Origin of the sequence: Citrobacter sp. wls710, assembly GCF_005281115.1 — a bacterium.
Classification (GTDB): Bacteria; Pseudomonadota; Gammaproteobacteria; order Enterobacterales; family Enterobacteriaceae; genus Citrobacter; species Citrobacter werkmanii.
In genome coordinates this window covers 1-22,831 of record NZ_SZXD01000025.1, presented here as the reverse complement: position 1 = coordinate 22,831, position 22,831 = coordinate 1, and the positions used below count along the sequence as shown (strand labels likewise).

Annotated in this window: 25 protein-coding genes; 16 read left to right on the top strand and 9 right to left on the bottom strand. The window is 53.2% G+C overall.

The window, feature by feature from the left end; translation table 11 throughout:
• Window positions 1-20: 20 nt before the first annotated feature.
• From eutC to eutR, 4 genes are read left to right on the top strand one after another with little or no spacing between them, the layout of a single operon-like run.
• Window positions 21-917 (top strand): ethanolamine ammonia-lyase subunit EutC, encoded by an 897-nt coding sequence (gene eutC, locus FDX14_RS08380; protein ID WP_038642522.1) that lies wholly within the window; start codon window positions 21-23, stop codon window positions 915-917.
• A 9-nt stretch (window positions 918-926) separates the two neighbouring features.
• Window positions 927-1,586: an ethanolamine utilization microcompartment protein EutL gene (gene eutL / locus FDX14_RS08375; protein ID WP_003838537.1), complete on the top strand. Its 660-nt coding sequence runs from the start codon at window positions 927-929 to the stop codon at window positions 1,584-1,586.
• A gap of 11 nt (window positions 1,587-1,597) precedes the next feature.
• Window positions 1,598-2,128: an ethanolamine utilization microcompartment protein EutK gene (eutK, locus tag FDX14_RS08370; protein WP_042306913.1), complete on the top strand. Its 531-nt coding sequence runs from the start codon at window positions 1,598-1,600 to the stop codon at window positions 2,126-2,128.
• 48 nt (window positions 2,129-2,176) lie between these two features.
• A complete protein-coding gene (gene eutR / locus FDX14_RS08365; protein WP_042306914.1) occupies window positions 2,177-3,229 on the top strand; it encodes an HTH-type transcriptional regulator EutR in 1,053 nt (350 codons plus the stop codon).
• Window positions 3,230-3,313: 84 nt separating this feature from the next.
• Here eutR and hemF read toward each other — a convergent pair whose 3' ends face one another.
• Window positions 3,314-4,213 carry an oxygen-dependent coproporphyrinogen oxidase gene (hemF, locus tag FDX14_RS08360; RefSeq protein WP_042306917.1) on the bottom strand — a complete coding sequence of 300 codons (900 nt, stop codon included), beginning with the start codon at window positions 4,211-4,213 and terminating at the stop codon, window positions 3,314-3,316.
• Window positions 4,214-4,215: 2 nt separating this feature from the next.
• Window positions 4,216-5,085, bottom strand: coding sequence for an N-acetylmuramoyl-L-alanine amidase AmiA (gene amiA / locus FDX14_RS08355; RefSeq protein WP_038642512.1), 870 nt, complete (start codon window positions 5,083-5,085; stop codon window positions 4,216-4,218).
• 212 nt (window positions 5,086-5,297) lie between these two features.
• Between amiA and FDX14_RS08350 the strand changes: the two genes are divergently transcribed.
• From FDX14_RS08350 to yfeX, 4 genes are all read left to right on the top strand, one after another.
• A complete protein-coding gene (locus tag FDX14_RS08350) occupies window positions 5,298-5,723 on the top strand; it encodes a GNAT family acetyltransferase (protein WP_006683546.1) in 426 nt (141 codons plus the stop codon).
• Complete coding sequence (locus tag FDX14_RS08345; RefSeq protein WP_079223208.1) at window positions 5,710-6,159, top strand: DUF2919 domain-containing protein; 450 nt, start codon at window positions 5,710-5,712, stop codon at window positions 6,157-6,159. Before FDX14_RS08350 ends, FDX14_RS08345 begins: the two co-directional genes overlap by 14 nt.
• Before the next feature lie 59 nt (window positions 6,160-6,218).
• Window positions 6,219-6,794 carry an RpoE-regulated lipoprotein gene (locus FDX14_RS08340; RefSeq protein ID WP_137349332.1) on the top strand — a complete coding sequence of 192 codons (576 nt, stop codon included), beginning with the start codon at window positions 6,219-6,221 and terminating at the stop codon, window positions 6,792-6,794.
• A gap of 93 nt (window positions 6,795-6,887) precedes the next feature.
• Window positions 6,888-7,787, top strand: a complete 900-nt coding sequence (gene yfeX / locus FDX14_RS08335) for a porphyrinogen peroxidase (RefSeq protein ID WP_137349331.1) — start codon at window positions 6,888-6,890, stop codon at window positions 7,785-7,787.
• Window positions 7,788-7,850: 63 nt separating this feature from the next.
• Here the strand turns inward: yfeX and pbp4b are convergent, their stop codons facing one another.
• The 5 genes from pbp4b to FDX14_RS08310 are packed head-to-tail and all read right to left on the bottom strand — an operon-like array spanning window position 7,851 to window position 13,209.
• A complete protein-coding gene (pbp4b, locus tag FDX14_RS08330; RefSeq protein ID WP_137349330.1) occupies window positions 7,851-9,155 on the bottom strand; it encodes a penicillin binding protein PBP4B in 1,305 nt (434 codons plus the stop codon).
• Between the two features lie 4 nt (window positions 9,156-9,159).
• Window positions 9,160-10,590, bottom strand: a complete 1,431-nt coding sequence (murP, locus tag FDX14_RS08325; protein WP_061382169.1) for a PTS N-acetylmuramic acid transporter subunit IIBC — start codon at window positions 10,588-10,590, stop codon at window positions 9,160-9,162.
• A gap of 5 nt (window positions 10,591-10,595) precedes the next feature.
• On the bottom strand, window positions 10,596-11,492 hold the full coding sequence (gene murQ, locus FDX14_RS08320) for an N-acetylmuramic acid 6-phosphate etherase (protein WP_137349329.1): 897 nt from the start codon (window positions 11,490-11,492) through the stop codon (window positions 10,596-10,598).
• A gap of 13 nt (window positions 11,493-11,505) precedes the next feature.
• On the bottom strand, window positions 11,506-12,099 hold the full coding sequence (locus tag FDX14_RS08315; RefSeq protein ID WP_137349328.1) for a DUF2057 family protein: 594 nt from the start codon (window positions 12,097-12,099) through the stop codon (window positions 11,506-11,508).
• A gap of 24 nt (window positions 12,100-12,123) precedes the next feature.
• The gene (locus FDX14_RS08310) at window positions 12,124-13,209 is read right to left on the bottom strand and encodes a porin (protein ID WP_061382166.1); all 1,086 of its coding nucleotides are present in this window, start codon (window positions 13,207-13,209) and stop codon (window positions 12,124-12,126) included.
• Window positions 13,210-13,410: 201 nt separating this feature from the next.
• On the opposite strand from FDX14_RS08310, the gene murR reads away from it, so the two are divergent.
• The 7 genes from murR (at window position 13,411) to cysM (ending at window position 20,132) form a co-directional block, all read left to right on the top strand.
• A complete protein-coding gene (murR, locus tag FDX14_RS08305) occupies window positions 13,411-14,274 on the top strand; it encodes an HTH-type transcriptional regulator MurR (protein ID WP_061382165.1) in 864 nt (287 codons plus the stop codon).
• A 117-nt stretch (window positions 14,275-14,391) separates the two neighbouring features.
• Window positions 14,392-15,183 (top strand): SDR family oxidoreductase UcpA, encoded by a 792-nt coding sequence (gene ucpA, locus FDX14_RS08300; protein ID WP_042306926.1) that lies wholly within the window; start codon window positions 14,392-14,394, stop codon window positions 15,181-15,183.
• Window positions 15,184-15,340: 157 nt separating this feature from the next.
• Complete coding sequence (locus FDX14_RS08295; RefSeq protein WP_042306928.1) at window positions 15,341-16,357, top strand: sulfate ABC transporter substrate-binding protein; 1,017 nt, start codon at window positions 15,341-15,343, stop codon at window positions 16,355-16,357.
• Window positions 16,358-17,191 (top strand): sulfate/thiosulfate ABC transporter permease CysT, encoded by an 834-nt coding sequence (cysT, locus tag FDX14_RS08290; RefSeq protein WP_038642497.1) that lies wholly within the window; start codon window positions 16,358-16,360, stop codon window positions 17,189-17,191.
• Window positions 17,191-18,066 (top strand): sulfate/thiosulfate ABC transporter permease CysW, encoded by an 876-nt coding sequence (gene cysW / locus FDX14_RS08285; RefSeq protein WP_042306930.1) that lies wholly within the window; start codon window positions 17,191-17,193, stop codon window positions 18,064-18,066. The genes cysT and cysW overlap by 1 nt, the downstream gene beginning before the upstream one ends.
• Complete coding sequence (cysA, locus tag FDX14_RS08280) at window positions 18,056-19,153, top strand: sulfate/thiosulfate ABC transporter ATP-binding protein CysA (RefSeq protein ID WP_003038066.1); 1,098 nt, start codon at window positions 18,056-18,058, stop codon at window positions 19,151-19,153. The genes cysW and cysA overlap by 11 nt, the downstream gene beginning before the upstream one ends.
• Window positions 19,154-19,220: 67 nt before the next feature.
• Window positions 19,221-20,132 carry a cysteine synthase CysM gene (gene cysM / locus FDX14_RS08275; RefSeq protein WP_061382162.1) on the top strand — a complete coding sequence of 304 codons (912 nt, stop codon included), beginning with the start codon at window positions 19,221-19,223 and terminating at the stop codon, window positions 20,130-20,132.
• Window positions 20,133-20,213: 81 nt separating this feature from the next.
• Here the strand turns inward: cysM and FDX14_RS08270 are convergent, their stop codons facing one another.
• Window positions 20,214-20,930 carry a type 1 glutamine amidotransferase gene (locus FDX14_RS08270; protein WP_137349327.1) on the bottom strand — a complete coding sequence of 239 codons (717 nt, stop codon included), beginning with the start codon at window positions 20,928-20,930 and terminating at the stop codon, window positions 20,214-20,216.
• Window positions 20,931-20,943: 13 nt separating this feature from the next.
• Entirely contained in the window at window positions 20,944-22,236 is a 1,293-nt protein-coding gene (gene ptsJ, locus FDX14_RS08265) for a MocR-like B6 salvage transcription factor PtsJ (protein WP_042306936.1), read from the bottom strand.
• 82 nt (window positions 22,237-22,318) lie between these two features.
• Here ptsJ and FDX14_RS08260 point away from each other — a divergent pair.
• Window positions 22,319-22,831 (top strand): carbohydrate kinase family protein (locus tag FDX14_RS08260; RefSeq protein ID WP_170973581.1); only part of this gene is annotated, 513 nt, incomplete at its 3' end.

Below are 22,831 nucleotides of genomic sequence, written 5' to 3'. Positions count from 1 at the left end.
TGATGCGGGGATGAAACACGATGGATCAAAAACAGATTGAAGAAATTGTACGCAGCGTAATGGCGTCAATGGGTGAGTCTCAACCGCAGGCTCAAGAACCGTCAGCACCAGCAAAATGCAGCACTACGCAGTGCGCCGCGCCGACTGGTGAAAGCTGTGCGATGGACTTAGGCTCAGCCGAAGCTAAAGCGTGGATAGGCGTTGAGAATCCGCACCGCGCAGAGGTGTTGACTGAACTGCGGCGCAGTACCGCGGCGCGTGTTTGTACCGGGCGCGCCGGTCCTCGTCCGCGTACCCAGGCGCTGCTGCGCTTCCTGGCCGACCACTCGCGTTCGAAAGATACGGTGTTAAAAGAAGTGCCGGAAGAGTGGGTAAAAGCGCAAGGGCTACTGGAAGTGCGTTCGGAAATCAGTGACAAAAACCTGTATCTGACGCGCCCGGATCTGGGCCGTCGTCTGAGTGCGGAAGCCATTGATGCGCTGAAATCGCAGTGTGTGATGAACCCGGATGTGCAGGTGATTATCTCTGATGGCTTGTCTACCGATGCCATCACTGCCAACTACGAAGAGATTCTCCCGCCGCTGTTGTCAGGCTTAAAACAAGCCGGATTAAAAGTCGGGACCCCGTTCTTCGTTCGCTATGGTCGCGTGAAAATCGAAGATCAGATCGGCGAACTGCTGGGCGCGAAAGCGGTGATCCTGCTGGTGGGGGAACGTCCGGGTCTCGGTCAGTCGGAAAGTCTCTCCTGCTACGCCGTCTATTCGCCGCGTGTGGCGACGACCGTAGAAGCGGACCGTACCTGTATCTCGAACATTCACCAGGGCGGTACGCCACCGGTTGAAGCAGCGGCGGTGATTGTGGATTTGGCCAAGCGCATGCTGGAGCAAAAAGCCTCCGGCATCAATATGACCCGTTAAGGAGGCATCATGCCAGCATTAGATTTGATTAGACCTTCAGTCACCGCAATGCGCGTGATTGCCTCGGTAAATGACGGTTTTGCCCGTGAGCTTAAGTTACCGCCACATATCCGTAGCCTCGGACTCATCACAGCAGACTCTGATGACGTGGCGTATATTGCCGCAGACGAAGCGACAAAACAGGCGATGGTGGAAGTGGTTTATGGCCGCTCGCTGTACGCCGGTGCGGCGCACAGTCCCTCTCCAACCTCGGGCGAAGTACTGATTATGCTCGGTGGCCCAAACCCGGCTGAAGTTCGCGCGGGTCTGGACGCGATGGTCGCCAATATTGAAAGTGGTGCGGCGTTCCAGTGGGCGAATGACGCAGAAGATACCGCCTTCCTGGCGCACGTGGTTTCGCGTACCGGTTCGTATCTTTCCGCGACCGCAGGATGCCGACTTGGCGATCCAATGGCGTATCTGGTGGCGCCGCCGCTGGAAGCGACGTTTGGTATTGATGCGGCGCTGAAATCTGCTGATGTACAACTGGTGACCTACGTGCCACCGCCGTCAGAAACCAACTATTCAGCCGCGTTTTTGACCGGTAGCCAGGCCGCTTGTAAAGCCGCATGTAACGCCTTTGCTGATGCCGTTCTGGATATTGCCCGTAATCCAATCCAGCGCGCGTAAGAGAGGTTGTGATGATCAATGCACTGGGATTACTGGAAGTGGATGGCATGGTGGCTGCCGTAGACGCGGCGGATGCCATGCTGAAAGCCGCGAACGTACGCCTGCTGAGCCACGAAGTGCTCGATCCAGGCAGGCTGACGCTGGTCGTGGAAGGCGATCTGGCGGCGTGCCGCGCAGCGCTGGATGCTGGCAGCGCCGCCGCAGCGCGAACGGGCCGTGTTATCAGCCGTAAGGAGATAGGCCGACCGGACGATGACACCCAGTGGCTGATCGGCGGTTTTAAGCGCCAGCCGAAGAAACCAGAACAGAAGCCAGAAGTGAAAACAGACGTAAAAGCAGAGAAGACACAGGACGCCCCGTTAACGTCTGAATCCTCTGAACAACTTCTGACGCTGTTAGCATCGGTCCGTCAAGGAATGACGGCAGGGGAAGTGGCTGCCCACTTTGGCTGGTCACTTGATGAAGCCAGAAAGGCGCTGGAACAGCTCTTTTCTGACGGAGCGTTGCGTAAACGCAGTAGTCGCTATCGCTTAAAAAATTAACCTGTCGGAGGGCCGGGGGCTTCGTTGAAGCTTCCGGCTTAAAAGATCATGAAAAAGAACCGTACTGCAAACCTGCACCATCTTTATCATGAAGTGTTACCCGAAGACGTTAAACTTACGCCGAAAGTGGAGGTGGACAACGTTCACCAGCGGCGAACAACGGATGTATATGAGCATGCGCTGACGATTACCGCCTGGCAGCAGATTTACGATCAGCTGCATCCGGGAAAATTTCATGGCGAGTTCACGGAAATCCTGCTCGACGATATTCAGGTTTTCCGTGAATACACCGGACTCGCGCTGCGCCAGTCGTGTCTTGTCTGGCCGAACTCGTTCTGGTTTGGCATTCCGGCCACGCGCGGCGAACAGGGTTTTATTGGCGCCCAATGTCTGGGCAGTGCTGAAATTGCCACCCGACCTGGTGGGACGGAGTTTGAACTGAGTACGCCGGATGATTACACCATTCTGGGGGTTGTCATTTCGGAAGAGGCGATTGCCCGTCAGGCCAACTTCCTGCATAACCCGGAAAGGGTGCTGCATATGCTGCGCAACCAGTCGGCGCTGGAAGTCAAAGAACAGCACAAAGCCGCGCTATGGGGCTTTGTGCAGCAGGCGCTGGCAACGTTTAGCGAAAATCCAGAAAACCTGCGTCAACCTGCGGTACGCAAAGTGTTGGGCGATAACCTGCTGCTGGCGATGGGGACCATGCTGGAAGAAGCGCAGCCGATTATAACCGCTGAGAGCATCAGCCATCAGAGCTATCGTCGTTTACTGTCGCGTGCGCGCGAGTATGTGTTGGAAAACATGTCAGAGCCGCTGACCGTGCTCGATCTGTGTAACCAACTGCACGTCAGCCGTCGGACGTTGCAAAACGCCTTTCACGCGATTCTGGGGATTGGTCCGAATGCCTGGTTAAAACGTATTCGCCTGAACGCCGTGCGTCGAGAGCTGATAAGTCCGTGGTCGCAGAGTGCGACGGTGAAAGATGCCGCCATGCAGTGGGGATTCTGGCATTTAGGGCAGTTTGCTACCGACTACCAGCAGTTGTTTGCGGAAAAACCGTCGTTGACGCTGCATCAGCGTATGCGCCAGTGGGCGTGATGGCATTACTGTGCCGGATGTGACGCTTTGCGTCTTATCAGGCCTATGGATTGTAGGCCTGATAAGCATTGCGTCATCAGGCAATTATACCCAGTCGCGGACCTGAATAAATTCGCTAAGGGCAGCTTCCGGGCTGTTCGCTTCCGGCTGCCAGTCATACTCCCAGCGCACCAGCGGCGGCATCGACATCAGAATCGATTCCGTGCGCCCACCGGTCTGCAGACCGAACAATGTGCCGCGATCCCACACCAGGTTAAATTCGACATAGCGCCCGCGACGATAAAGCTGGAAGTTGCGCTCGCGTTCACCCCAATTTATCGCTTTACGTCGCTCAACAATGGGCAGGTACGCCTCGGTGTAACCTTGCCCCACCGCCTGCATAAAGGCGAAGCAGTGGTCGAAACCCGGGGTATTCAAATCATCGAAAAACAGCCCGCCAATGCCGCGCTGCTCGTCGCGGTGTTTAAGGAAGAAGTAGTCATCGCACCACTTTTTGTAACGGGGATAAACGTCTTCACCGAACGGCTGACACAGATCCCGCGCCGTACGGTGCCAGTGTACCGCATCCTCTTCAAAGCCGTAGTAGGGAGTTAAGTCAAAGCCGCCGCCAAACCACCAGACGGGATCGGCGTCCGGTTTTTCCGCGATAAAAAAGCGCACGTTGGCGTGACTGGTCGGAATATAGGGATTCTGCGGATGCACCACCAGCGAGACGCCCATGGCTTCAAAGCTGCGCCCGGCAAGTTCAGGTCGATGGGCGGTAGCCGAGGCCGGCATCGCATCGCCGTGGACGTGAGAGAAGTTGACGCCCGCTTGCTCGAAAATACCGCCGTTACGCAGTACCCGGCTGCGCCCGCCGCCACCTGCTTCGCGCTGCCAGTTATCTTCAACAAACTCGGTGCCGTCTACGGCGGATAATCGCTGGCAAATATCATCCTGCAGGCTAAGCAGGAACTGTTTTACGCGCTGTGCATCGGGCTTCATGATTAACGTTTCTTCGAGTGTGCTTTCTGGTTATCAAACCAGTGGAAATAGCTGATGATGCCATTGGCGATAGCGGTAGCAATTTTTTGTCGAAATGCCGCCGTGCCCAGCAGTCGTTCTTCTTCCGGGTTGGTAATGAACGACGTTTCGACCAGTACCGAAGGAATTGAGGGTGATTTTAGCACCACGAAGGCGGCCTGTTCCGTGCTGCGACTGTGCAGACGGTGTACCGGCTTGATCTTCTTAAGAATATGCGAACCTAACGTCAGGCTGTTTTTAATGGTGTCAGTTTGCACCAGATCGAACAGCACCTGCTGCAACAAGTGATCTTTATCGGTGGTTTTTTTTCCGGCGACTTCATCGGCGCGGTTTTCGCGATCGGACAGATACTTCGCCATGGCGCTACTGGCTCCGCGATTGGACAACGCGAAGACCGATGCGCCCGCAGCGCTCGGGTTGGTAAAACCGTCGGCGTGGATCGACATAAACAGATCGGCCCCGTGTTTGTGGGCGATCTCGACGCGATCGTAGAGCGGAATAAACGTATCGCCGGAGCGGGTCAGGCGTGCATCTATCCCCTGGTTACGTAGAATCGAGCGCACGTTTTTGGCAATTGCCAGTACCACATGCTTTTCCTTCGAGCCATTGCGACCAATTGCGCCGGTATCAATACCACCGTGACCCGGATCAAGGACAACCACGCGTTTAGCGCCTGATTTTTTCGCTTTCGGTTTGCTGTGTCCATTACTGGTTTTTAGCGCTTCTTCTTTAGCGATGGCTTGCGACATGCCTGACAGCGTCAGGGCGGCCAGCCCGGCTTTCAGCACCTGGCGGCGCGATGTGAGTGTTTTTAGTGGTTTAAAAGTGCTCATACGGCCTGAGTTGTAAAAAAAAGGTTCTAAACGTTATATCGTATCGCGTAGTCCGTTGCGACGGATCGGGATAAGAATTGTTTTACTTTTCATTTCAATACGTGACAATTCCGTATTATGCCATTTTTTCCGCCGCTTCGCGTCAGATATTGGCTAAATCAGCCGTTCGCGCCATAATCGCTTTTTAACGTCCTGAAAAGGTAACCAATACCATGGAAATACGCGTTTTTCGCCAGGAAGATTTCGAAGAGGTGATCACCCTCTGGGAGCGCTGTGATTTGCTGCGTCCATGGAATGACCCGGAAATGGACATTGAGCGTAAAGTAAATCATGACGTCAGCTTGTTCCTGGTCGCTGAAGTGAACGGCGAGGTGGTCGGTACGGTGATGGGCGGATACGACGGGCATCGCGGCTCGGCCTATTACCTCGGCGTGCATCCTGAGTTTCGCGGTCGCGGCATCGCGAATGCGCTGCTTAACAGACTGGAGAAAAAGCTCATCGCCCGCGGGTGTCCGAAGATTCAAATCATGGTGCGTGAAGATAATGATCTGGTGTTGGGCATGTATGAACGCCTGGGCTATGAACATGCGGATGTACTCAATCTCGGTAAGCGCTTGATCGAAGATGAAGAGTACTGAGTTTCACCCCGCCGACTATGACGGTCACGGGCGTTTGCGCCTACCTTTTCTTTTCTGGTGCGTACTGCTGCTGCAGGCGCGTACCTGGGTGTTGTTCGTGATTGCCGGTTCTTCCCGTGAGCAGGGCAATACGCTACTGAATCTGTTTTATCCCGACCATGACGCATTCTGGCTGGGGTTGCTCCCCGGCGTTCCCGCGGTGCTGGCGTTTTTACTCAGCGGGCGGCGCTTTGCGTATCCGGGGGTATGGCGCTGGCTGCGCGGATTACTGATTCTCGCGCAACTGGTACTGCTCTGCTGGCAACCGGCGATGTGGCTGGCAGGCGATCCTGTCAACGGCATCGGACTGGCGCTGCTGGTGGCGGATATCGTCGCGCTGGTCTGGCTGTTAACCAATCAACGTCTGCGCGCCTGTTTTTCCCTTGAGAAAGAATAACGGCACTTTTTGGTGAAAGCGGACTCCAAGCAACGTTGATAAATAAGGAAGGAAGTGAAATGAAATCACTGCGTTTGACTTTATGCGCGATGCCGCTGCTACTGACCGGGTGTTCCACGCTGTCGTCGGTGAACTGGTCTGCCGCCAATCCGTGGAACTGGTTCGGTTCTTCAACGCAGGTCACTGAGCAGGGCGTCGGCGCGTTAACGGGCGCTACGCCGCTGGATGAAAAAACGATTGCTGATGCGCTGGATGGTGATTACCGCCTGCGCAGCGGGATGAAGACCGATGACGGTAATGTAATGCGTTTCTTTGAAGCGATGAAAGATGACCAACTGGCAATGGTTATCAATGGCAGTCAGGGAACCATCAGCCGTATTGATGTCCTGGACAGCGATATTTCATCAGACGCGGGTGTCGAAATTGGTACACCGTTTAGCGACCTTTACACTAAAGCCTTTGGTAACTGCCATAAAGCAACCGGCGATGACAGCGCGAGCGTTGAATGTAAAGCTGAAGGAAGTCAGCATATTAGCTACATTTTTTCCGGCGAATGGAGCGGGCCTGAGGGCTTAATGCCGTCGGACGACACGCTGAAAACGTGGAAAGTCAGCAAAATCATCTGGCGGCGTTAATTTGCGTCTGAACAAATCGACTTGCTAAAAAAACAGGTAGAATAGCGCCAATCAATGCCACGAGGTCGTGGCATCTTTTTTTCAGGAGGAACAATGTCTCAGGTTCAGAGTGGCATTTTGCCAGAACATTGCCGTGCGGCGATTTGGATTGAAGCCAATGTTAAAGGCGACGTTGAGGCCCTGCGTGCGGCCAGCAAAATCTTTGCTGATAAACTGGCGACCTTTGAAGCGAAGTTCCCGGATGCGCATCTGGGCGCGGTTGTGGCTTTCGGCAACAACACCTGGCGTGTATTAAGCGGCGGCGTTGGGGCGGAAGAGTTAAAAGACTTTATCCCTTACGGTAAAGGCCTGGCGCCAGCCACCCAGTATGATGTGTTGATCCACATTCTCTCTTTGCGTCATGACGTGAATTTCTCCGTCGCGCAGGCAGCAATGGAAGCATTTGGTGACTACATTGACGTCAAAGAAGAGATCCACGGTTTCCGTTGGGTTGAAGAACGCGATCTCAGCGGCTTTGTTGACGGTACGGAAAATCCGGCTGGTGAAGAAACGCGTCGTGAAGTCGCGGTGATCAAAGATGGCGTGGATGCTGGTGGCAGCTATGTATTTGTGCAGCGTTGGGAACATAACCTGAAGCAGCTTAACCGCATGAGCATTCACGACCAGGAAATGATGATTGGTCGTACCAAGGAAGCCAACGAAGAGATCGACGGTGATGACCGTCCGGTTACCTCTCACCTGAGCCGCGTTGATCTGAAAGAAGACGGTAAAGGGCTGAAAATTGTGCGCCAGAGCCTGCCATACGGCACGGCCAGCGGCACACACGGTCTCTATTTCTGCGCCTACTGCGCACGTCTGCACAACATTGAGCAGCAACTGCTGAGTATGTTTGGCGACACAGACGGTAAGCGCGACGCGATGCTGCGTTTCACCAAGCCGGTAACCGGTGGCTATTACTTTGCCCCGTCGCTGGACCGCCTGATGGCGCTGTGATTCGTCAGAGACCTTGCATGAGTGAATGGCCAGTCAGTTAGATGATAACGCTGGCCATTTTTGTTACTCGTTTTTGAGTGCTGCATACACCTGATCAACCACCCAGCCGTAGGTAGCAATCGGCATCAAACCACTGTTAAACATGTTTGGGTTCTTTTGTGGATCGGCGACAGGTGAGTGTGGTTTATTGCTCAGCATGACAATCGCCATTCGGTTAACCGGATCGATAACGGTCAGCGTTCCGGTCCATCCGGTGTGTCCATAAGCCTGCGAACTAGCCAACGTACCAAATGTTGGCGTCATAGTGGGATTACCGTTAACTCTCCAGCCAAGGCCAAATGTGGCATCTTCCATTGAACTTTGGGTGAACATTTTTACCGTCTGAGGATCAAATAGCGTGACGTTGCCGTAACCTCCGCCATTCAGCATGGTTTGCATCAATACCGCAATATCGCCAGTGTTTGAAAATAGCCCCGCATGACCCGAAACGCCGCCCATCGAGTAGAACGCTTTTTCATCATGCACCTGACCCCATAATGTTGTGGTGCGAATATTCGGGAAATGGATCACGCCATCCCGGGTATTACCGTTCAGTTCCGTCGCGGCGATCTGCTGCTGATTGAACCCTTTCTGCAGCGGGTTAAAGACGGTATGTGTTAACCCGAGTGGGCGATAGATTGTTTCTTCCACATAACGATCGAGCGGCTGACCGGTGATGGACTCCACAATAAAGCCAAGCAACATATAATCCACATCGCTGTAGATATGTTTATCGCCTGGATGATATTCCAACGGCGTGCGTTTGATCATTTCAAGCGTAGTGGTTTTATCTTGGGAATATAGCTTGCCTGCTACATCTTTGTTTGGGTATTGCGGATCGGCCGGGAAACCACCGACGTGATGCAAAAGATCCGAAATTCTCAGTGTACTTTTCCCTTTAATGGCATCCTCCGGACGATCGCCAAAACCGGGAATGTACTTTGAGATAAGATCGTCCGGGCGTAATTTACCTTCTGACATCAGTTTTTGTAGCGCAAAATTTGTCGCGTACATTTTGGTGTTTGATGCCAGATCGTACAAAGTATCTGTCGTGGCCTTGACTGGCTGGGTCATCAGGTTGTGGCCATCATATTTCTTCGCGTAGCCCCAGGCCTTTCGGTAAACAATATGATTGTCTTTAACAATTAGCAGGTTAACGCTGGGGTATCCGGCATCCACTTGTTGCGCTATCCAGCTATCTAACTGGTTAAGTTGTTTAATATTAAATCCTGCATTTTCCGGAGACGTTTCTGTTAATACCGGAAATGGTACTGCGTTGGCGGTTAAACTTAGAGCCAATAGAAAAGCAAAGCATAATCTTATCTTCATGATATTATTCCAGATTCACATTACGACAGCCAAACAGAACGGTGAAAATAAACCCGCCAAGGTATGAAATCAGCATGCCCCCTGCATATACCGCCATGGCGGGCAAAATACCTTGTGCGGATGTCATTAATGGCAACGCAACCAGACCGGATGGGCCAAAGGCGCTGTTTAATCCCATCGGAAGACCAGCCCATGCCACCAGCCCAATGAAAAGTCCTCCGGCTGCACCGCCAAGGCAAGCGGTGATAAACGGCTTCATTCGCGGTAGCGTAACACCGTAAATCAGTGGTTCACCGACACCCAATAAACCGGGAATAATCGCCCCACGAATCTGGCTGCGTAACACGCTGTGTTTTTCTGCTCGCCAGTAGAGCGCCAACGCCGCGCCGACCTGGCCTGCGCCAGCCATCGACAGAATCGGGAACAGGCTATTGAATCCCTGGCTACTCATTAATGCCAGATAAACAGGAATGAATCCTTGATGTACGCCGAATACCACTGAAACCAGAAACAGACCGGCCAGAATGGCGCAGCCCAGCGGGTTGCTGTTGAGGTGGATAAAGAGCCAGGACATTCCTTCAAACAGCCAGCCGCCCAGGGGCATGATGATCAAATAGGTCAGCGTGGCGGTGACCAGCAGAGTTAACATCGAGGTCAACAGCATATCCAGATCGTCAGGCATAAATCGGCGAATAAGCCCTTCGAGCCGCGCGCTTGCCCAGGCGGCAATCAGTACGCCGATAATGTTACCGCGTGGGTCGATTGGCATGCCGAAGAAATCCTGAATACCAGAGAAATAACCCGTAGTGGCTACGGGGTTGTAGCCTAACAGGAACAATGACGCGATGATCGCCCCATTAACGCCTGTACCACCGAAAGCCTGAGCTGCGTTGTAACCAACCAGAATGACGAGGAAAGTGAATAACCCCTTACTGAAGACTTTCATGAAGTTAAGCGCGTCGGGAAGCATACCTTGCGCATCGGCTGGGACATGCATGACCGTACCGAGGAGTGTGGCAATACCTAGCAGCAGCCCAGCTGCGATAAAACCTGGAATCAACGGGGTAAAAATGGTAGCGAATTTAGATAGAAATTGTTGAATACCTGAGGTTTGCTTCGCTTTTAGTTGGTTTTTGGTTTTAGCGGCGATATCTGCCGCTTGCATGACGCCCTTGCTGCTATCGGCCAGCAGAACATTCATAGCGTCTGCTGCCCGCTGTGCTTTACCGGGGCCAAAAATGATCTGTACCTGATTTGCGGAAAGTACGACGCCTTTTACACCTTCAAGGTTCTTGAGCGCCGGATCAACCTGATTGCTGTCATGCACCGTCAGGCGTAAACGTGTCATGCAGTTCCCACAGGTGGCAATATTACCCTGGCCGCCGACCTGGGTAATAATGGCGTTCAGGAGATTATTACTGATTTCTTTTGCCATTTGCTTTATTCCTCTTCCAGTACCTGGCGAATGAAACCGCCATGTTGCTCAAGGCGCAGATTGGCTTCCGTTGCGTTGAGGTTTTTCAGTAGCATGACAATCGCGGTTTTACATTGGCGACCACAGGCGATCAGTGCGGCTTCTGCCTGCTGCGCGCTGCAACCTGTTGCATCTTTCACAATATTGACCTGACGCAGATTGAGCTTGTGGTTAGTGGAGACGACGTCCACCATTAGGTTGCCAAATACTTTGCCGGATTTGATCATCAGGCCAGTGGAGAGTGTGTTGAGAACCAGTTTCTGGGCCGTGCCTGCCTTCATGCGCGAGGAACCGCTTACCACTTCGGCACCCACTACCGGGGTGATGGCAATTTCAGCCGCTTCTGATACTGCGCTTCCAGGATTGCAGGAGATGCCTATCGTCCGACAACCAAGTGTGCGGGCATAGCCTAGCCCGGCAACGACATACGGCGTACGACCGCTGGCCGCGATACCGACCACGACGTCCTTTCCATTTAGTGCGATCTTTTTCAGATCGTTGATCCCAAGTTCGCCATCGTCTTCTGCGCCTTCAATGGCATGCTGAAGCGCTTGATCGCCACCGGCGATCAAGCCGATGACCAGTCCCGACTCTACGCCATAGGTGGGAGGACATTCGCTGGCGTCAAGAACACCCAGGCGACCGGATGTTCCGGCGCCAGTATAAATCAACCGCCCGCCCGCGCTGACCTGGGCATAAATAGTGTCAATAGCCGCAGCAATTTCGGGAAGAACCTGCTCTACGGCGAGCGGAACGATTTTATCTTCGTTATTGATGATGCGGCACAATGCGAGGGTAGAGACCCGATCAATCTCCAGAGACGCGGGATTAACGCTTTCGGTAATCATTTTTTCAAGTTGCATATTACTTCTCGCCTTACAGGTTTAGCGCCCATTTCAGGAATGATTTTTTCTGGGAATCGTCAGCTTTCAGATACAATTGCTGCAACTGAGATAGTTGATCGTATGAAGAGATGGACGTCGCCTCAGGGGAGGTAGAGCGTGCCGGGGACGGGATTATTGTCCCATCGTCGTTGACGATGGCGCTAAGATCGGTAAAGACAGTGAGGCTGTCACGATCGAGAATTTTGATATCAAAGGGCACAGGTTTTCCGCCTGCGGTCAGCGTGAATACCGGCTTTTGCGCCATCAGGCTCGCTTCTTTTTCATCCAGCGGTTTACCTGTTGATAGCTGAATATCAATATTGCCGGAAGCGTTGAAAGAGAGGATATACGGATTAGACGTGACCCTACCTCGGTTATTGTTTACCGATTCCGGATTGACCGGGCTGTCGAATTTAACCACCATTTTTTGCGTACCGTCAGTTAGCGCCACATCTTTGCTAAAAATGCTGACTTTTGCTGAACGGGCCGCCAGTACACTGACATTATCCCCAATAAACAGATGCGGTGCGGCAAGCGCCTGGCTGCAAAATAATAATGCAGCTGCGGATATAATATATTTCTTCATTTTTAACTCTCGCGAAAAGAGGAATCAGAATTCGTAACGTAAGCCAAGATGGAAATAGTCATCTGCCGGGCTGCTGCCGCCGAAGGAGACGTCATTGCCATTGGTGCGTTTTTTCCCCTCTTCACCATTACGCCAGGAGTAAGACGCAAAAACGGAACTGCGTACGGTGAGTTTGTACTGGGCTTCGAAAGTGGTATCGCGAAGTTTCAGCCCGTCACCATCCTGATTTTTCAGATGACGATAACCGGTACGTAAGGCCCAGTCAGGACTGACGTTCCAGACGAGTGTTGCTTCGTAATCTTTATCGGTACTGTCAGGAGAACCATCAAGATAAGTGACTTTATCCTGGGCAAAGAGCAGGCCGAGCATGAAATCACCCAGATAGTATCGGGTACCGATGCCATAAAAAGCGTACTTATCGGCATTATCATCTGACTGCATGGAGGTGTCGTCGTGGCTGGCTTTCTCCGCCTGACCTGCAATTACCGGCTGGAGACGACCAAAATCGCCCATATCGAGCGTATAGCGAAGGGCGGCGTTATAGCCATAATCCAGATCGGAGGTGTTATTCCCCAGAATATAGGCGGTAGAGAAATCAAAGTTTCCGAAGGTGTTCTGATACTGAATCGTACCGTCCTGACGAAAAACCTGTACTGCTGTTGGGTCAACAAAGTTGGCCTGTCGGGCCATGGCCACGTCGGAGCTGGCGAACACATCGCCAATATCTGTAAACATAATCAGGCCGGATGACACGCGCCCACCGGTCAACTTTCCGTATTCCGCAAAATCAATCCCTGCCCATACATAACGCGCAGTGAAATCATCCGGGTCTTCCGCACTGATGTTGTTGGCGTACTCTGCTGCATTCACCTGATACTGTGTAAAGCCAATGACGGCCAGCTTTTCATTGATGGCCTGGCGAGCAGAAAAACCGATACGCGCGTCAAAGTCGCCCGATGTGTCACCCGTCTTTTTATCTGAAATATTGAAGCCGAGACGCCCGTAGAGATCGATATTTGATCCATCATTAGCCTGATAGATCACTGCGGCATGGCTGGTGCTGCTAGCAAGGAGAATAAAAGTTGCCAGGGATGTCAGAGTAAGTTTCATTATGATTATCCTTTTCGATGTGTAAGTTGTCATTGCCATAAACAACGATTGGAATCATATATTCCTTTTTTTAAGTTTCAATGGAATCATTGAATCATAATACAAATATTGTGAGGGCTATCATATTCTCACCAGGCTTGTGGTATCCTGCGGCCAGAGCGTTGGAATTAATGATTCCATGATTACGGGAGTGAAAGAGATATGTTGTATCTGGCGAAGATGCGGAATGCAGAGGCAGAATTAACGGAAAATGAGCAGAAAATTGCCAATTTCCTTTTAGCCCATGTTGACGAGCTGAAAACAGTTTCTTCCCGCAATATGGCGAAGCAGTTGGAAGTCAGTCAGTCGAGTATTGTGAAATTCGCTCAAAAGCTTGGTGCGAACGGCTTCACTGAACTCAGAATGGCGCTCATTGAGGAGTACAGCGCCAATCGGGAAAAGAAACATAATAAGGCCCTGCATCTGCACAGCACAATCACCAGTGAAGACAGTCTGGAGGTGATGGCCCGTAAGCTGAACAGGGAAAAAATAGTCGCCCTTGAAGAGACTTGTAGCCTGATGGATTTCGATCGCCTGACACAGGTGATTAAGCTTATCAGCCAGGCTCAACTTATTCAGATTACCGGGGTTGGGGGATCCGCGCTGGTCGGGCGCGATTTATCCTTTAAGCTGATGAAAATTGGCTGCCGCGTTGCCTGTGAGGTCGATACCCATGTTCAGGCGACAATTGCGCAGGCATTACGCAAAGGTGATGTGCAAATCGCTATTTCCTACAGCGGCTCGAAAAAAGAGATTGTGCTTTGCGCTGAAGCCGCGCATAAGCAGGGAGCAACGGTCATTGCGATCACCTCATTGGCCGATTCCCCGCTGCGGCGACTGGCCGATTACACACTGGATACCGTTTCCGGTGAGACTGAATGGCGCAGTTCGTCTATGTCAACCCGAACCGCGCAGAACTCGGTAACGGACCTGCTTTTTGTCGGCATGGTGCAACTGAATGATGTGGAATCGCTGCGTATGATTGAACGCAGTAGCGAGTTGATTCATCGTTTAGACCGCAGCTAGTGTATTTGACCCGGGATTTACCTGATTTAGTGAGCTATTCCTCAGCACTAATTTGTTATTGCTGTATCTTCTGCGTGAATGAAGCGAAGGCTTCATATTCAAAAGGAGAATATTGAAATGGGAAAACTCACGGGCAAAACAGCATTGATTACGGGCGCATCTCAGGGTATTGGCGAGGGGATCGCCAGAACGTTTGCCCGCCATGGCGCGAACTTAATCCTGCTGGATATCTCCGATGAGATTGAAAAACTGGCGGATGAGCTGGCAGGACGCGGTCACCGCTGCACTGCGGTTCACGCGGATGTCAGAGATTTTGCTTCGGTCACGGAAGCGGTGAAACGCGCGAAGAAGGTTGAAGGCAAAATCGATATTCTGGTCAACAATGCCGGCGTATGTCGCCTCGGCAACTTCCTTGAGATGAGCGATGAAGATCGCGACTTCCATATTGATATCAATATCAAAGGCGTCTGGAACGTAACGAAAGCCGTGCTGCCGGAGATGATTGATCGCAAAGACGGGCGTATCGTGATGATGTCCTCAGTGACTGGCGATATGGTGGCCGATCCGGGCGAAACGGCCTATGCAATGTCAAAAGCGGCGATTATCGGCTTAACCAAATCGCTGGCGGTGGAATATGCGCAGTCCGGTATTCGCGTGAATGCCATTTGCCCAGGCTATGTTCGCACGCCGATGGCGGAAAATATTGCGCGTCAGTCCAATCCGGACGATCCGGAATCTGTATTAACCGAAATGGCGAAAGCGATCCCGATGCGTCGTCTGGCCTGCCCGCTAGAAGTCGGTGAGCTGGCTGCGTTCCTGGCCTCGGATGAGTCCAGTTATTTAACTGGCACGCAAAACGTGATTGATGGCGGTAGCACCTTGCCTGAAAGCGTTAGCGTCGGCGTCTGATTGATGCCGGTCTCCTCCCCGCGCGATGGGGAGGAGGTACCCCTTATTCTCTTTTCAACTTTCAAATCATCAAACGGTATATAAAACCGTTACTCCTTTAGCACTGGTTATAAATATGATGACCATAAGAAAGTCATTAAATTTATAAGGGTGCGCAATGGCCGTTAACTTACTGAAAAAAAGAACCCTGACGCTGGCAGCAATGCTGTTGCTGGTGGGGCAGGCGCAGGCAACGGAACTGCTGAACAGTTCATACGATGTCTCCCGCGAGCTGTTTGCCGCCCTTAACCCGCCATTTGAACAGCAATGGGCAAAGGATAACGGCGGCGACAAACTGACGATTAAACAATCTCATGCCGGGTCATCAAAACAGGCGCTGGCGATTTTGCAAGGGTTGAAGGCCGATGTAGTGACCTATAACCAGGTGACAGACGTGCAGATCCTGCATGACAAAGGCAAGCTGATCCCCGCCGACTGGCAAAGCCGACTGCCGAATAACAGCTCGCCATTCTATTCCACCATGGCGTTTTTGGTGCGTAAGGGTAACCCGAAGAATATCCACGAATGGAACGATCTGGTTCGCCCGGACGTGAAGCTAATTTTCCCCAACCCGAAGACTTCCGGTAACGCGCGTTATACCTATCTGGCTGCGTGGGGCGCGGCAGATAAAGCTGACGGTGGTGATAAAGCCAAAACCGAACAGTTTATGACCCAGTTTCTGAAAAACGTGGAAGTGTTTGATACCGGCGGTCGCGGTGCAACGACCACCTTTGTTGAACGCGGTCTGGGTGATGTGCTGATCACGTTTGAATCGGAAGTGAACAACATCCGTAAACAGTATGAAGATCAGGGTTTCGAAGTGGTGGTGCCGAAGGTCAACATTCTGGCGGAATTCCCGGTAGCCTGGGTAGATAAAAATGTGCAGGCCAACGGTACTGAAAAAGCGGCGAAAGCGTACCTGAACTGGCTGTACAGCCCACAGGCGCAAACCATCATTACCGATTTCTACTACCGCGTGAACAACCCGCAGGTGATGGACAAGCTGAAAGATAAATTCCCGCAAACCGAACTGTTCCGCGTCGAAGACAAGTTTGGCGCGTGGCCTGAGGTGATGAAAACGCACTTTGTCAGCGGCGGCGAGCTGGACAAACTGTTGGCGGCGGGGCGTAAGTAAATGTTTGCTGTTTCCTCCCGACGCGTGCTGCCCGGCTTCACCTTAAGCCTCGGGACCAGCTTATTGTTCGTTTGCCTGATATTGCTGCTGCCGCTTAGTGCGCTGGTCATGCAACTGGCGCAAATGAGCTGGGCGCAGTATTGGGAAGTGATTACCAATCCGCAGGTGGTAGCGGCTTATAAAGTGACACTGCTGTCGGCGTTTGTGGCATCAATTTTTAACGGCGTGTTCGGTTTGCTGATGGCGTGGATCTTAACCCGCTATCGCTTTCCGGGCCGTACGCTGTTGGATGCGCTGATGGACCTGCCGTTTGCGTTGCCTACGGCGGTAGCTGGCCTGACGCTGGCGTCGCTGTTTTCGGTCAATGGCTTCTACGGCGAGTGGCTGGCGAAGCTGGACATTAAGGTGACCTATACCTGGCTTGGCATCGCGGTGGCGATGGCCTTTACCAGCATTCCGTTCGTAGTGCGTACCGTACAGCCAGTGCTGGAAGAGTTAGGCCCGGAATATGAAGAAGCGGCGGAAACGCTCGGCGCCACGCGTTGGCAGAGTTTTCGTAAAGTGGTGCTGCCAGAGCTGTCTCCCGCGCTGGTGGCGGGCGTTGCGCTCTCGTTTACCCGAAGCCTCGGTGAGTTTGGCGCGGTTATTTTTATCGCCGGAAACATCGCATGGAAAACCGAAGTGACCTCGCTGATGATTTTTGTTCGCTTGCAGGAGTTTGACTACCCGGCCGCCAGCGCGATTGCTTCTGTGATCCTCGGGGCGTCGTTGTTGCTGCTGTTTTCAATTAACACCCTGCAAAGTCGCTTCGGTCGACGCGTGGTAGGTCACTGATGGCAGACATTACTCAATTGAAACGCTATGACGCACCCCGCATTAACTGGGGTAAATGGTTTCTGATCGGCACGGGCATGCTGGTATCGACCTTTATTTTGCTGGTACCGATGATTTATATCTTCGTGCAGGCGTTCAGTAAGGGATTAATGCCGGTACTACAGAACCTGGCTGATCCGGATATGCTGCATGCCATTTGGCTGACGGTGCTAATTGCGCTGATTGCGGTGCCGGTTAATCTGGTGTTCGGCGTATTGCTGGCTTGGCTGGTGACTCGCTTCAACTTCCCAGGACGCCAACTGCTGCTGACGCTGCTGGATATTCCCTTTGCCGTCTCGCCAGTGGTCGCAGGTCTGATCTATCTGCTGTTTTATGGTTCTAACGGTCCGCTGGGTGATTGGCTGGATGAACACAACCTGCAAATTATGTTCTCCTGGCCGGGGATGGTGCTGGTGACGGTGTTCGTGACCTGTCCGTTTGTGGTGCGCGAACTGGTGCCGGTAATGTTAAGTCAGGGCAGCAATGAAGACGAAGCGGCGATTTTGCTTGGTGCCTCCGGCTGGCAGATGTTCCGCCGCGTCACGCTGCCGAATATCCGTTGGGCGTTGCTGTATGGCGTGGTGCTGACTAACGCCCGTGCGATAGGCGAATTCGGCGCGGTGTCGGTGGTTTCCGGCTCGATTCGCGGCGAAACCTTGTCTTTACCACTACAGATTGAATTACTGGAGCAGGACTATAACGCCGTCGGCTCCTTTACCGCCGCCGCGCTGTTGACGCTGATGGCGATTATTACCCTGTTTTTGAAGAGCATGTTGCAATGGCGTCTGGAGAACCAGGAGAAACGCGCGCAGCAGGAGGAAAATCATGAGCATTGAGATTGCCAATATTAAGAAGTCTTTTGGTCGCACCCAGGTGCTGAACGATATCTCGCTGGATATTCCTTCAGGTCAAATGGTGGCTCTGTTGGGGCCATCCGGTTCGGGCAAAACCACGCTGCTGCGTATCATCGCCGGGCTGGAGCATCAGTCCAGCGGGCATATTCGTTTTCACGGCACTGATGTCAGCCGTTTGCACGCCCGCGACCGTAAGGTGGGGTTTGTGTTTCAGCACTATGCGCTGTTTCGCCATATGACCGTTTTCGACAACATCGCTTTTGGTCTGACAGTTCTGCCACGGCGTGAGCGTCCGAACGCGGCGGCGATCAAAGCCAAAGTGACTAAACTGCTGGAGATGGTGCAATTGGCTCATCTGGCAGATCGTTTCCCGGCGCAGCTTTCCGGCGGCCAGAAACAGCGTGTGGCGTTGGCGCGTGCGCTGGCTGTCGAGCCGCAGATCCTGCTGCTCGACGAGCCGTTTGGCGCGCTCGACGCTCAGGTGCGTAAAGAACTGCGCCGCTGGCTGCGTCAGCTGCACGAGGAACTGAAGTTCACCAGCGTGTTTGTCACCCACGATCAGGAAGAAGCGACGGAAGTTGCGGATCGCGTGGTGGTGATGAGTCAGGGTCATATTGAACAGGCCGATGCGCCGGATCAGGTCTGGCGCGAACCGGCCACCCGTTTTGTGCTGGAGTTTATGGGCGAGGTTAACCGCCTGCAGGGGACGATTCGTGGCGGACAGTTCCACGTGGGCGCACACCGCTGGCCGTTGGGCTATACACCTGGCTATCAGGGACCGGTCGATCTGTTCCTGCGTCCATGGGAAGTGGATGTGAGCCGCCGTACCAGCCTGGATTCGCCGCTGCCGGTGCAGGTGCTGGAAGCCAGTCCGAAGGGGCACTACACCCAATTAGTTGTACAACCCCTCGGGTGGTACAACGAACCGCTGACGGTCATCATGCAGGGCGATGATTCCCCGAGCCGCGGTGAACGGCTGTTTGTTGGACTGCAAAATGCACGTTTGTATAACGGCGACCAGCGTATTGAAACGCGTGAAGAGGAACTTGCCCTGGCGCAATCAGCCTGATAGGTTAATTTGCATAGTTATCGCCCGGTGGCGCTACGCTTACCGGGCTTTTTTATGAGCTGAAAACGTGAACACATTAGAAAAAACAATTGGCAATACGCCTCTGGTGAAATTACAACGCCTGGCGCCGGATAACGGCAGCGAAATTTGGGTCAAGCTGGAAGGGAATAATCCTGCGGGTTCGGTGAAAGACCGGGCTGCGCTGTCGATGATTGTTGAAGCGGAAAAGCGTGGGGAAATTAAGCCGGGTGACGTATTGATTGAGGCTACCAGCGGCAATACTGGTATTGCGCTGGCCATGATCGCCGCGCTGAAGGGCTACCGCATGAAGCTGCTGATGCCAGACAACATGAGTCAGGAGCGCCGTGCGGCGATGCGCGCCTATGGTGCCGAGCTGATTCTGGTCACTAAAGAGCAGGGGATGGAAGGCGCGCGCGATTTAGCCCTCGCTATGTCTGAGCGCGGAGAAGGTAAACTGCTCGATCAGTTTAATAATCCCGATAACCCGTACGCGCACTACACCACCACCGGACCCGAAATCTGGCAGCAGACGTCAGGCCGCATCACCCATTTTGTCTCCAGTATGGGGACAACCGGCACCATTACCGGAGTGTCGCGTTTTCTGCGCGAGCAGGAAAAACCGGTCACTATCGTTGGCCTGCAGCCGGAAGAGGGCAGCAGTATTCCGGGAATTCGCCGCTGGCCTGCGGAATATATGCCGGGCATTTTTAACGCCTCGCTGGTGGATGAGGTGCTGGATATTCATCAGAATGATGCCGAAAATACCATGCGTGAACTGGCCGTGCTTGAAGGAATTTTCTGCGGTGTCAGCTCTGGCGGCGCGGTCGCGGGCGCGTTACGCGTTGCACGTGCCACGCCCGGCGCGGTAGTTGTGGCGATCATCTGCGATCGCGGCGATCGCTACCTTTCGACCGGCGTTTTTGGTGAGGAGCACTTTAATCAGGGGCTGGGAATTTAACTTGTTGGCCTGATAAGCACAGCGCCATCAGGTAACTGCCTGGCACGATGGCCGGATAATGTTTTATCCGGCCAGGGATGATTAATCGTTACGTTTTTCCACCAGCTTATCCAGGAATTGCCACAGCTTCTCATTCATTTGCTGGTAGTCCCAGGCGCGCATCTCTTCAACCGGGCGGATGAAGCGTTTCCCTTCGGCTTCAGCCAACTCTTGCTCTGAGTGCTGAATTAATCCTTCAATCGCGTCAGCTGTGAACTCCATATGGCACTGGAAACCATAGACGAAATTACCGTATTGCACGATTTGTCGCGGACAGCCCTCACTGGTAGCAAGAATTATCGCCTGGTCGGTTAACCCCGGCATGTCGTTGTGCCAGTGACCGACGATAAGCGATGAGCCGAAATTGCTGAACAACGGGTGCTGTTGGCCTGCCTCGGTCAGGACGATTGGGTAGTGCCCAATCTCTTTTTCCGGGCTTTGACACACCTTCGCGCCCAGCGCTTCTCCAATTAACTGCGAACCCAAACAGATCCCCACCACGATTTTTCTTGCCGAAATCGCTTGGTTAATCAGATGCTGCTCAGCCTGAGAGTCAAAGTACGGGCACTCTTCCTGCGTGGTGCGGGGCGACTGCGGGCCACCAAAGACGACCAGCATATCGAAACCATCGGCATTGGCGGGAACTGTTTCTCCAGCGTATACGCGTGACCAGGTGATGGTATAGCCGCGCGATTCGGCCCACGGCAGGTACGCGCCAGCAGATTCAAAAGACTCATGAATAACAAAATGAACTCGCACTTTTTGTCTCCTGTTAGCGCTTTAGCGCCTGATGAATATCAACCGCCAGCTTATCAATGTCGCTGTCTTCTAATGTTGACAGCGTAATGCGTAAACCGTGTGCAGGCGTATTGACGCCGAACACTTCGCCTTCGCGAACCAGCCAGCCGGACTTTGCCAGTGCAAAAGCGATCTCCTGACTGTGATCTGCCAGCGGTAACCACAGATTCAGACCGTCACCGACGGGCAGTTCAATGCCATGTTGGCGCAGAGCCGTATTCAACTTTTGCTGCTGGACGGCGTAAAACTGCTGCGTTTGTGCCAGCGTGTGTTGATATGTCTCGTCACTCAGGCACGCGCAGGCTAAATCCTGCAGCAGATGGCTGACCCACTGACTGCCGGAGTTGAGCCGTAAACGCAGTTTCCCGGATGTGACGGGATCGCTGGCTACGATAGCCAGGCGTAAATCCGGGCCTAAAGTTTTCGACATCGAACGGACAATCGCCCAGTGTACAGTTTCCTGCGCAATCACCGGATACCAGCGGCAAGCGGACAGCAGCGCAAAGTGGTCGTCGACGATCACCAGCGTTTGCGGGTAGCGAGCCAGGATTTCCTGCAATTGCGCCGCGCGGGATGCGCTCAGACTGCATCCTGTCGGGTTATGAGCGCGCGGGGTCAGAATCACCGCCCGCGCGCCTTTCTGTAATGCGCATTCCAGCATGGCGGGTTGCATGCCTTCACTGTCGACGTTAACTGGACTGGCGGTAAATCCGGCATAGCGCAGCATGTTGATGCTACTCAAAAAGCACGGATCTTCTACAGCCACGCTATCGCCGGGCAGTAAATGGGCGCATAGCAGCCGCTCAATGGCATCGATGGCGCCGCTGGTGATATCAATTTCCCCCTGACCCGGTATCGCATCCTGTATCCATTGCGTGGCCCAGCTCTTGAGTCCTGGGGAGACGGCCGCATCACCATACAAACGCGGATCCTTATTTATCTTCGCGAAATAACTACTCAGGTCAGGAAGCCGTGAGGGCGCTGGATTACCGCCGGAAAGATCGATGAGTGGAGTATCTGGGTTACCACCTTCCAGCGCAACGGGGGCAGTAATCCCCTTAATCACCGTGCCGTTGCGTCCCAGACTCTGTGCCAACCCGGAGGTGACCAGACGTTTGTAAGCCGCCGCGACAGTATTGCGGTTCACGTTTAATTCCGTTGCTAGTTCCCGCACTGGCGGCAACGTTTCTCCTGCTGCCAGCGTGCCTGTAGCAACATGTTGACGGATACTGTCAAAAATTTCGTTAGCGGTTTTTCCGTCGATCATTATTGACCTATGACAAAATGAATTTTAGCATATGACGATAATAATGAGGCGTAAGCGCGCTGTCCAGCGAGAGGAGAAATTTATGGAGCAGGAGAGTGATATTCAGTCAGTGCTCTTCGACGACAAGCATCGGGCATTACAGACCGATATCGTCGCCGTCCAGTCACAGGTGGTATATGGCAGCGTAGGCAACAGCATCGCTGTGCCGGCCATTAAAGCGCAGGGATTACGCGTGACGGCAGTACCCACGGTACTGTTCAGTAACACCCCGCATTATGAAACCTTTTATGGCGGCGTTATTCCGCCCGAATGGTTTAGCGGCTATCTCCGCGCCTTAAGCGAACGTGATGCCTTGCGCGAGCTAAAGGCGGTGACGACAGGGTACATGGGCAGCGCGGAGCAAATCGCCTTGCTGGCACAATGGCTGGAAACCGTTCGGGCCACGCATCCGGACCTGTGCATTTTGGTTGACCCCGTGATTGGCGATACGGATAGCGGTATGTATGTTAAAGCCGAAATCCCGGAGGCTTATCGTCAACGTCTGCTGCCGCTGGCGCAGGGGCTGACTGGATTTGCCCCTATATTTCCAGACACC

Coding starts and splice junctions, on each gene's coding strand:
- eutC (WP_038642522.1), top strand. CDS start 21: ATGGATCAAAAACAGATTGAAGAAATTGTACGCAGCGTAATGGCGTCA.
- eutL (WP_003838537.1), top strand. CDS start 927: ATGCCAGCATTAGATTTGATTAGACCTTCAGTCACCGCAATGCGCGTG.
- eutK (WP_042306913.1), top strand. CDS start 1,598: ATGATCAATGCACTGGGATTACTGGAAGTGGATGGCATGGTGGCTGCC.
- eutR (WP_042306914.1), top strand. CDS start 2,177: ATGAAAAAGAACCGTACTGCAAACCTGCACCATCTTTATCATGAAGTG.
- hemF (WP_042306917.1), bottom strand. CDS start 4,213: ATGAAGCCCGATGCACAGCGCGTAAAACAGTTCCTGCTTAGCCTGCAG.
- amiA (WP_038642512.1), bottom strand. CDS start 5,085: ATGAGCACTTTTAAACCACTAAAAACACTCACATCGCGCCGCCAGGTG.
- FDX14_RS08350 (WP_006683546.1), top strand. CDS start 5,298: ATGGAAATACGCGTTTTTCGCCAGGAAGATTTCGAAGAGGTGATCACC.
- FDX14_RS08345 (WP_079223208.1), top strand. CDS start 5,710: ATGAAGAGTACTGAGTTTCACCCCGCCGACTATGACGGTCACGGGCGT.
- FDX14_RS08340 (WP_137349332.1), top strand. CDS start 6,219: ATGAAATCACTGCGTTTGACTTTATGCGCGATGCCGCTGCTACTGACC.
- yfeX (WP_137349331.1), top strand. CDS start 6,888: ATGTCTCAGGTTCAGAGTGGCATTTTGCCAGAACATTGCCGTGCGGCG.
- pbp4b (WP_137349330.1), bottom strand. CDS start 9,155: ATGAAGATAAGATTATGCTTTGCTTTTCTATTGGCTCTAAGTTTAACC.
- murP (WP_061382169.1), bottom strand. CDS start 10,590: ATGGCAAAAGAAATCAGTAATAATCTCCTGAACGCCATTATTACCCAG.
- murQ (WP_137349329.1), bottom strand. CDS start 11,492: ATGCAACTTGAAAAAATGATTACCGAAAGCGTTAATCCCGCGTCTCTG.
- FDX14_RS08315 (WP_137349328.1), bottom strand. CDS start 12,099: ATGAAGAAATATATTATATCCGCAGCTGCATTATTATTTTGCAGCCAG.
- FDX14_RS08310 (WP_061382166.1), bottom strand. CDS start 13,209: ATGAAACTTACTCTGACATCCCTGGCAACTTTTATTCTCCTTGCTAGC.
- murR (WP_061382165.1), top strand. CDS start 13,411: ATGTTGTATCTGGCGAAGATGCGGAATGCAGAGGCAGAATTAACGGAA.
- ucpA (WP_042306926.1), top strand. CDS start 14,392: ATGGGAAAACTCACGGGCAAAACAGCATTGATTACGGGCGCATCTCAG.
- FDX14_RS08295 (WP_042306928.1), top strand. CDS start 15,341: ATGGCCGTTAACTTACTGAAAAAAAGAACCCTGACGCTGGCAGCAATG.
- cysT (WP_038642497.1), top strand. CDS start 16,358: ATGTTTGCTGTTTCCTCCCGACGCGTGCTGCCCGGCTTCACCTTAAGC.
- cysW (WP_042306930.1), top strand. CDS start 17,191: ATGGCAGACATTACTCAATTGAAACGCTATGACGCACCCCGCATTAAC.
- cysA (WP_003038066.1), top strand. CDS start 18,056: ATGAGCATTGAGATTGCCAATATTAAGAAGTCTTTTGGTCGCACCCAG.
- ptsJ (WP_042306936.1), bottom strand. CDS start 22,236: ATGATCGACGGAAAAACCGCTAACGAAATTTTTGACAGTATCCGTCAA.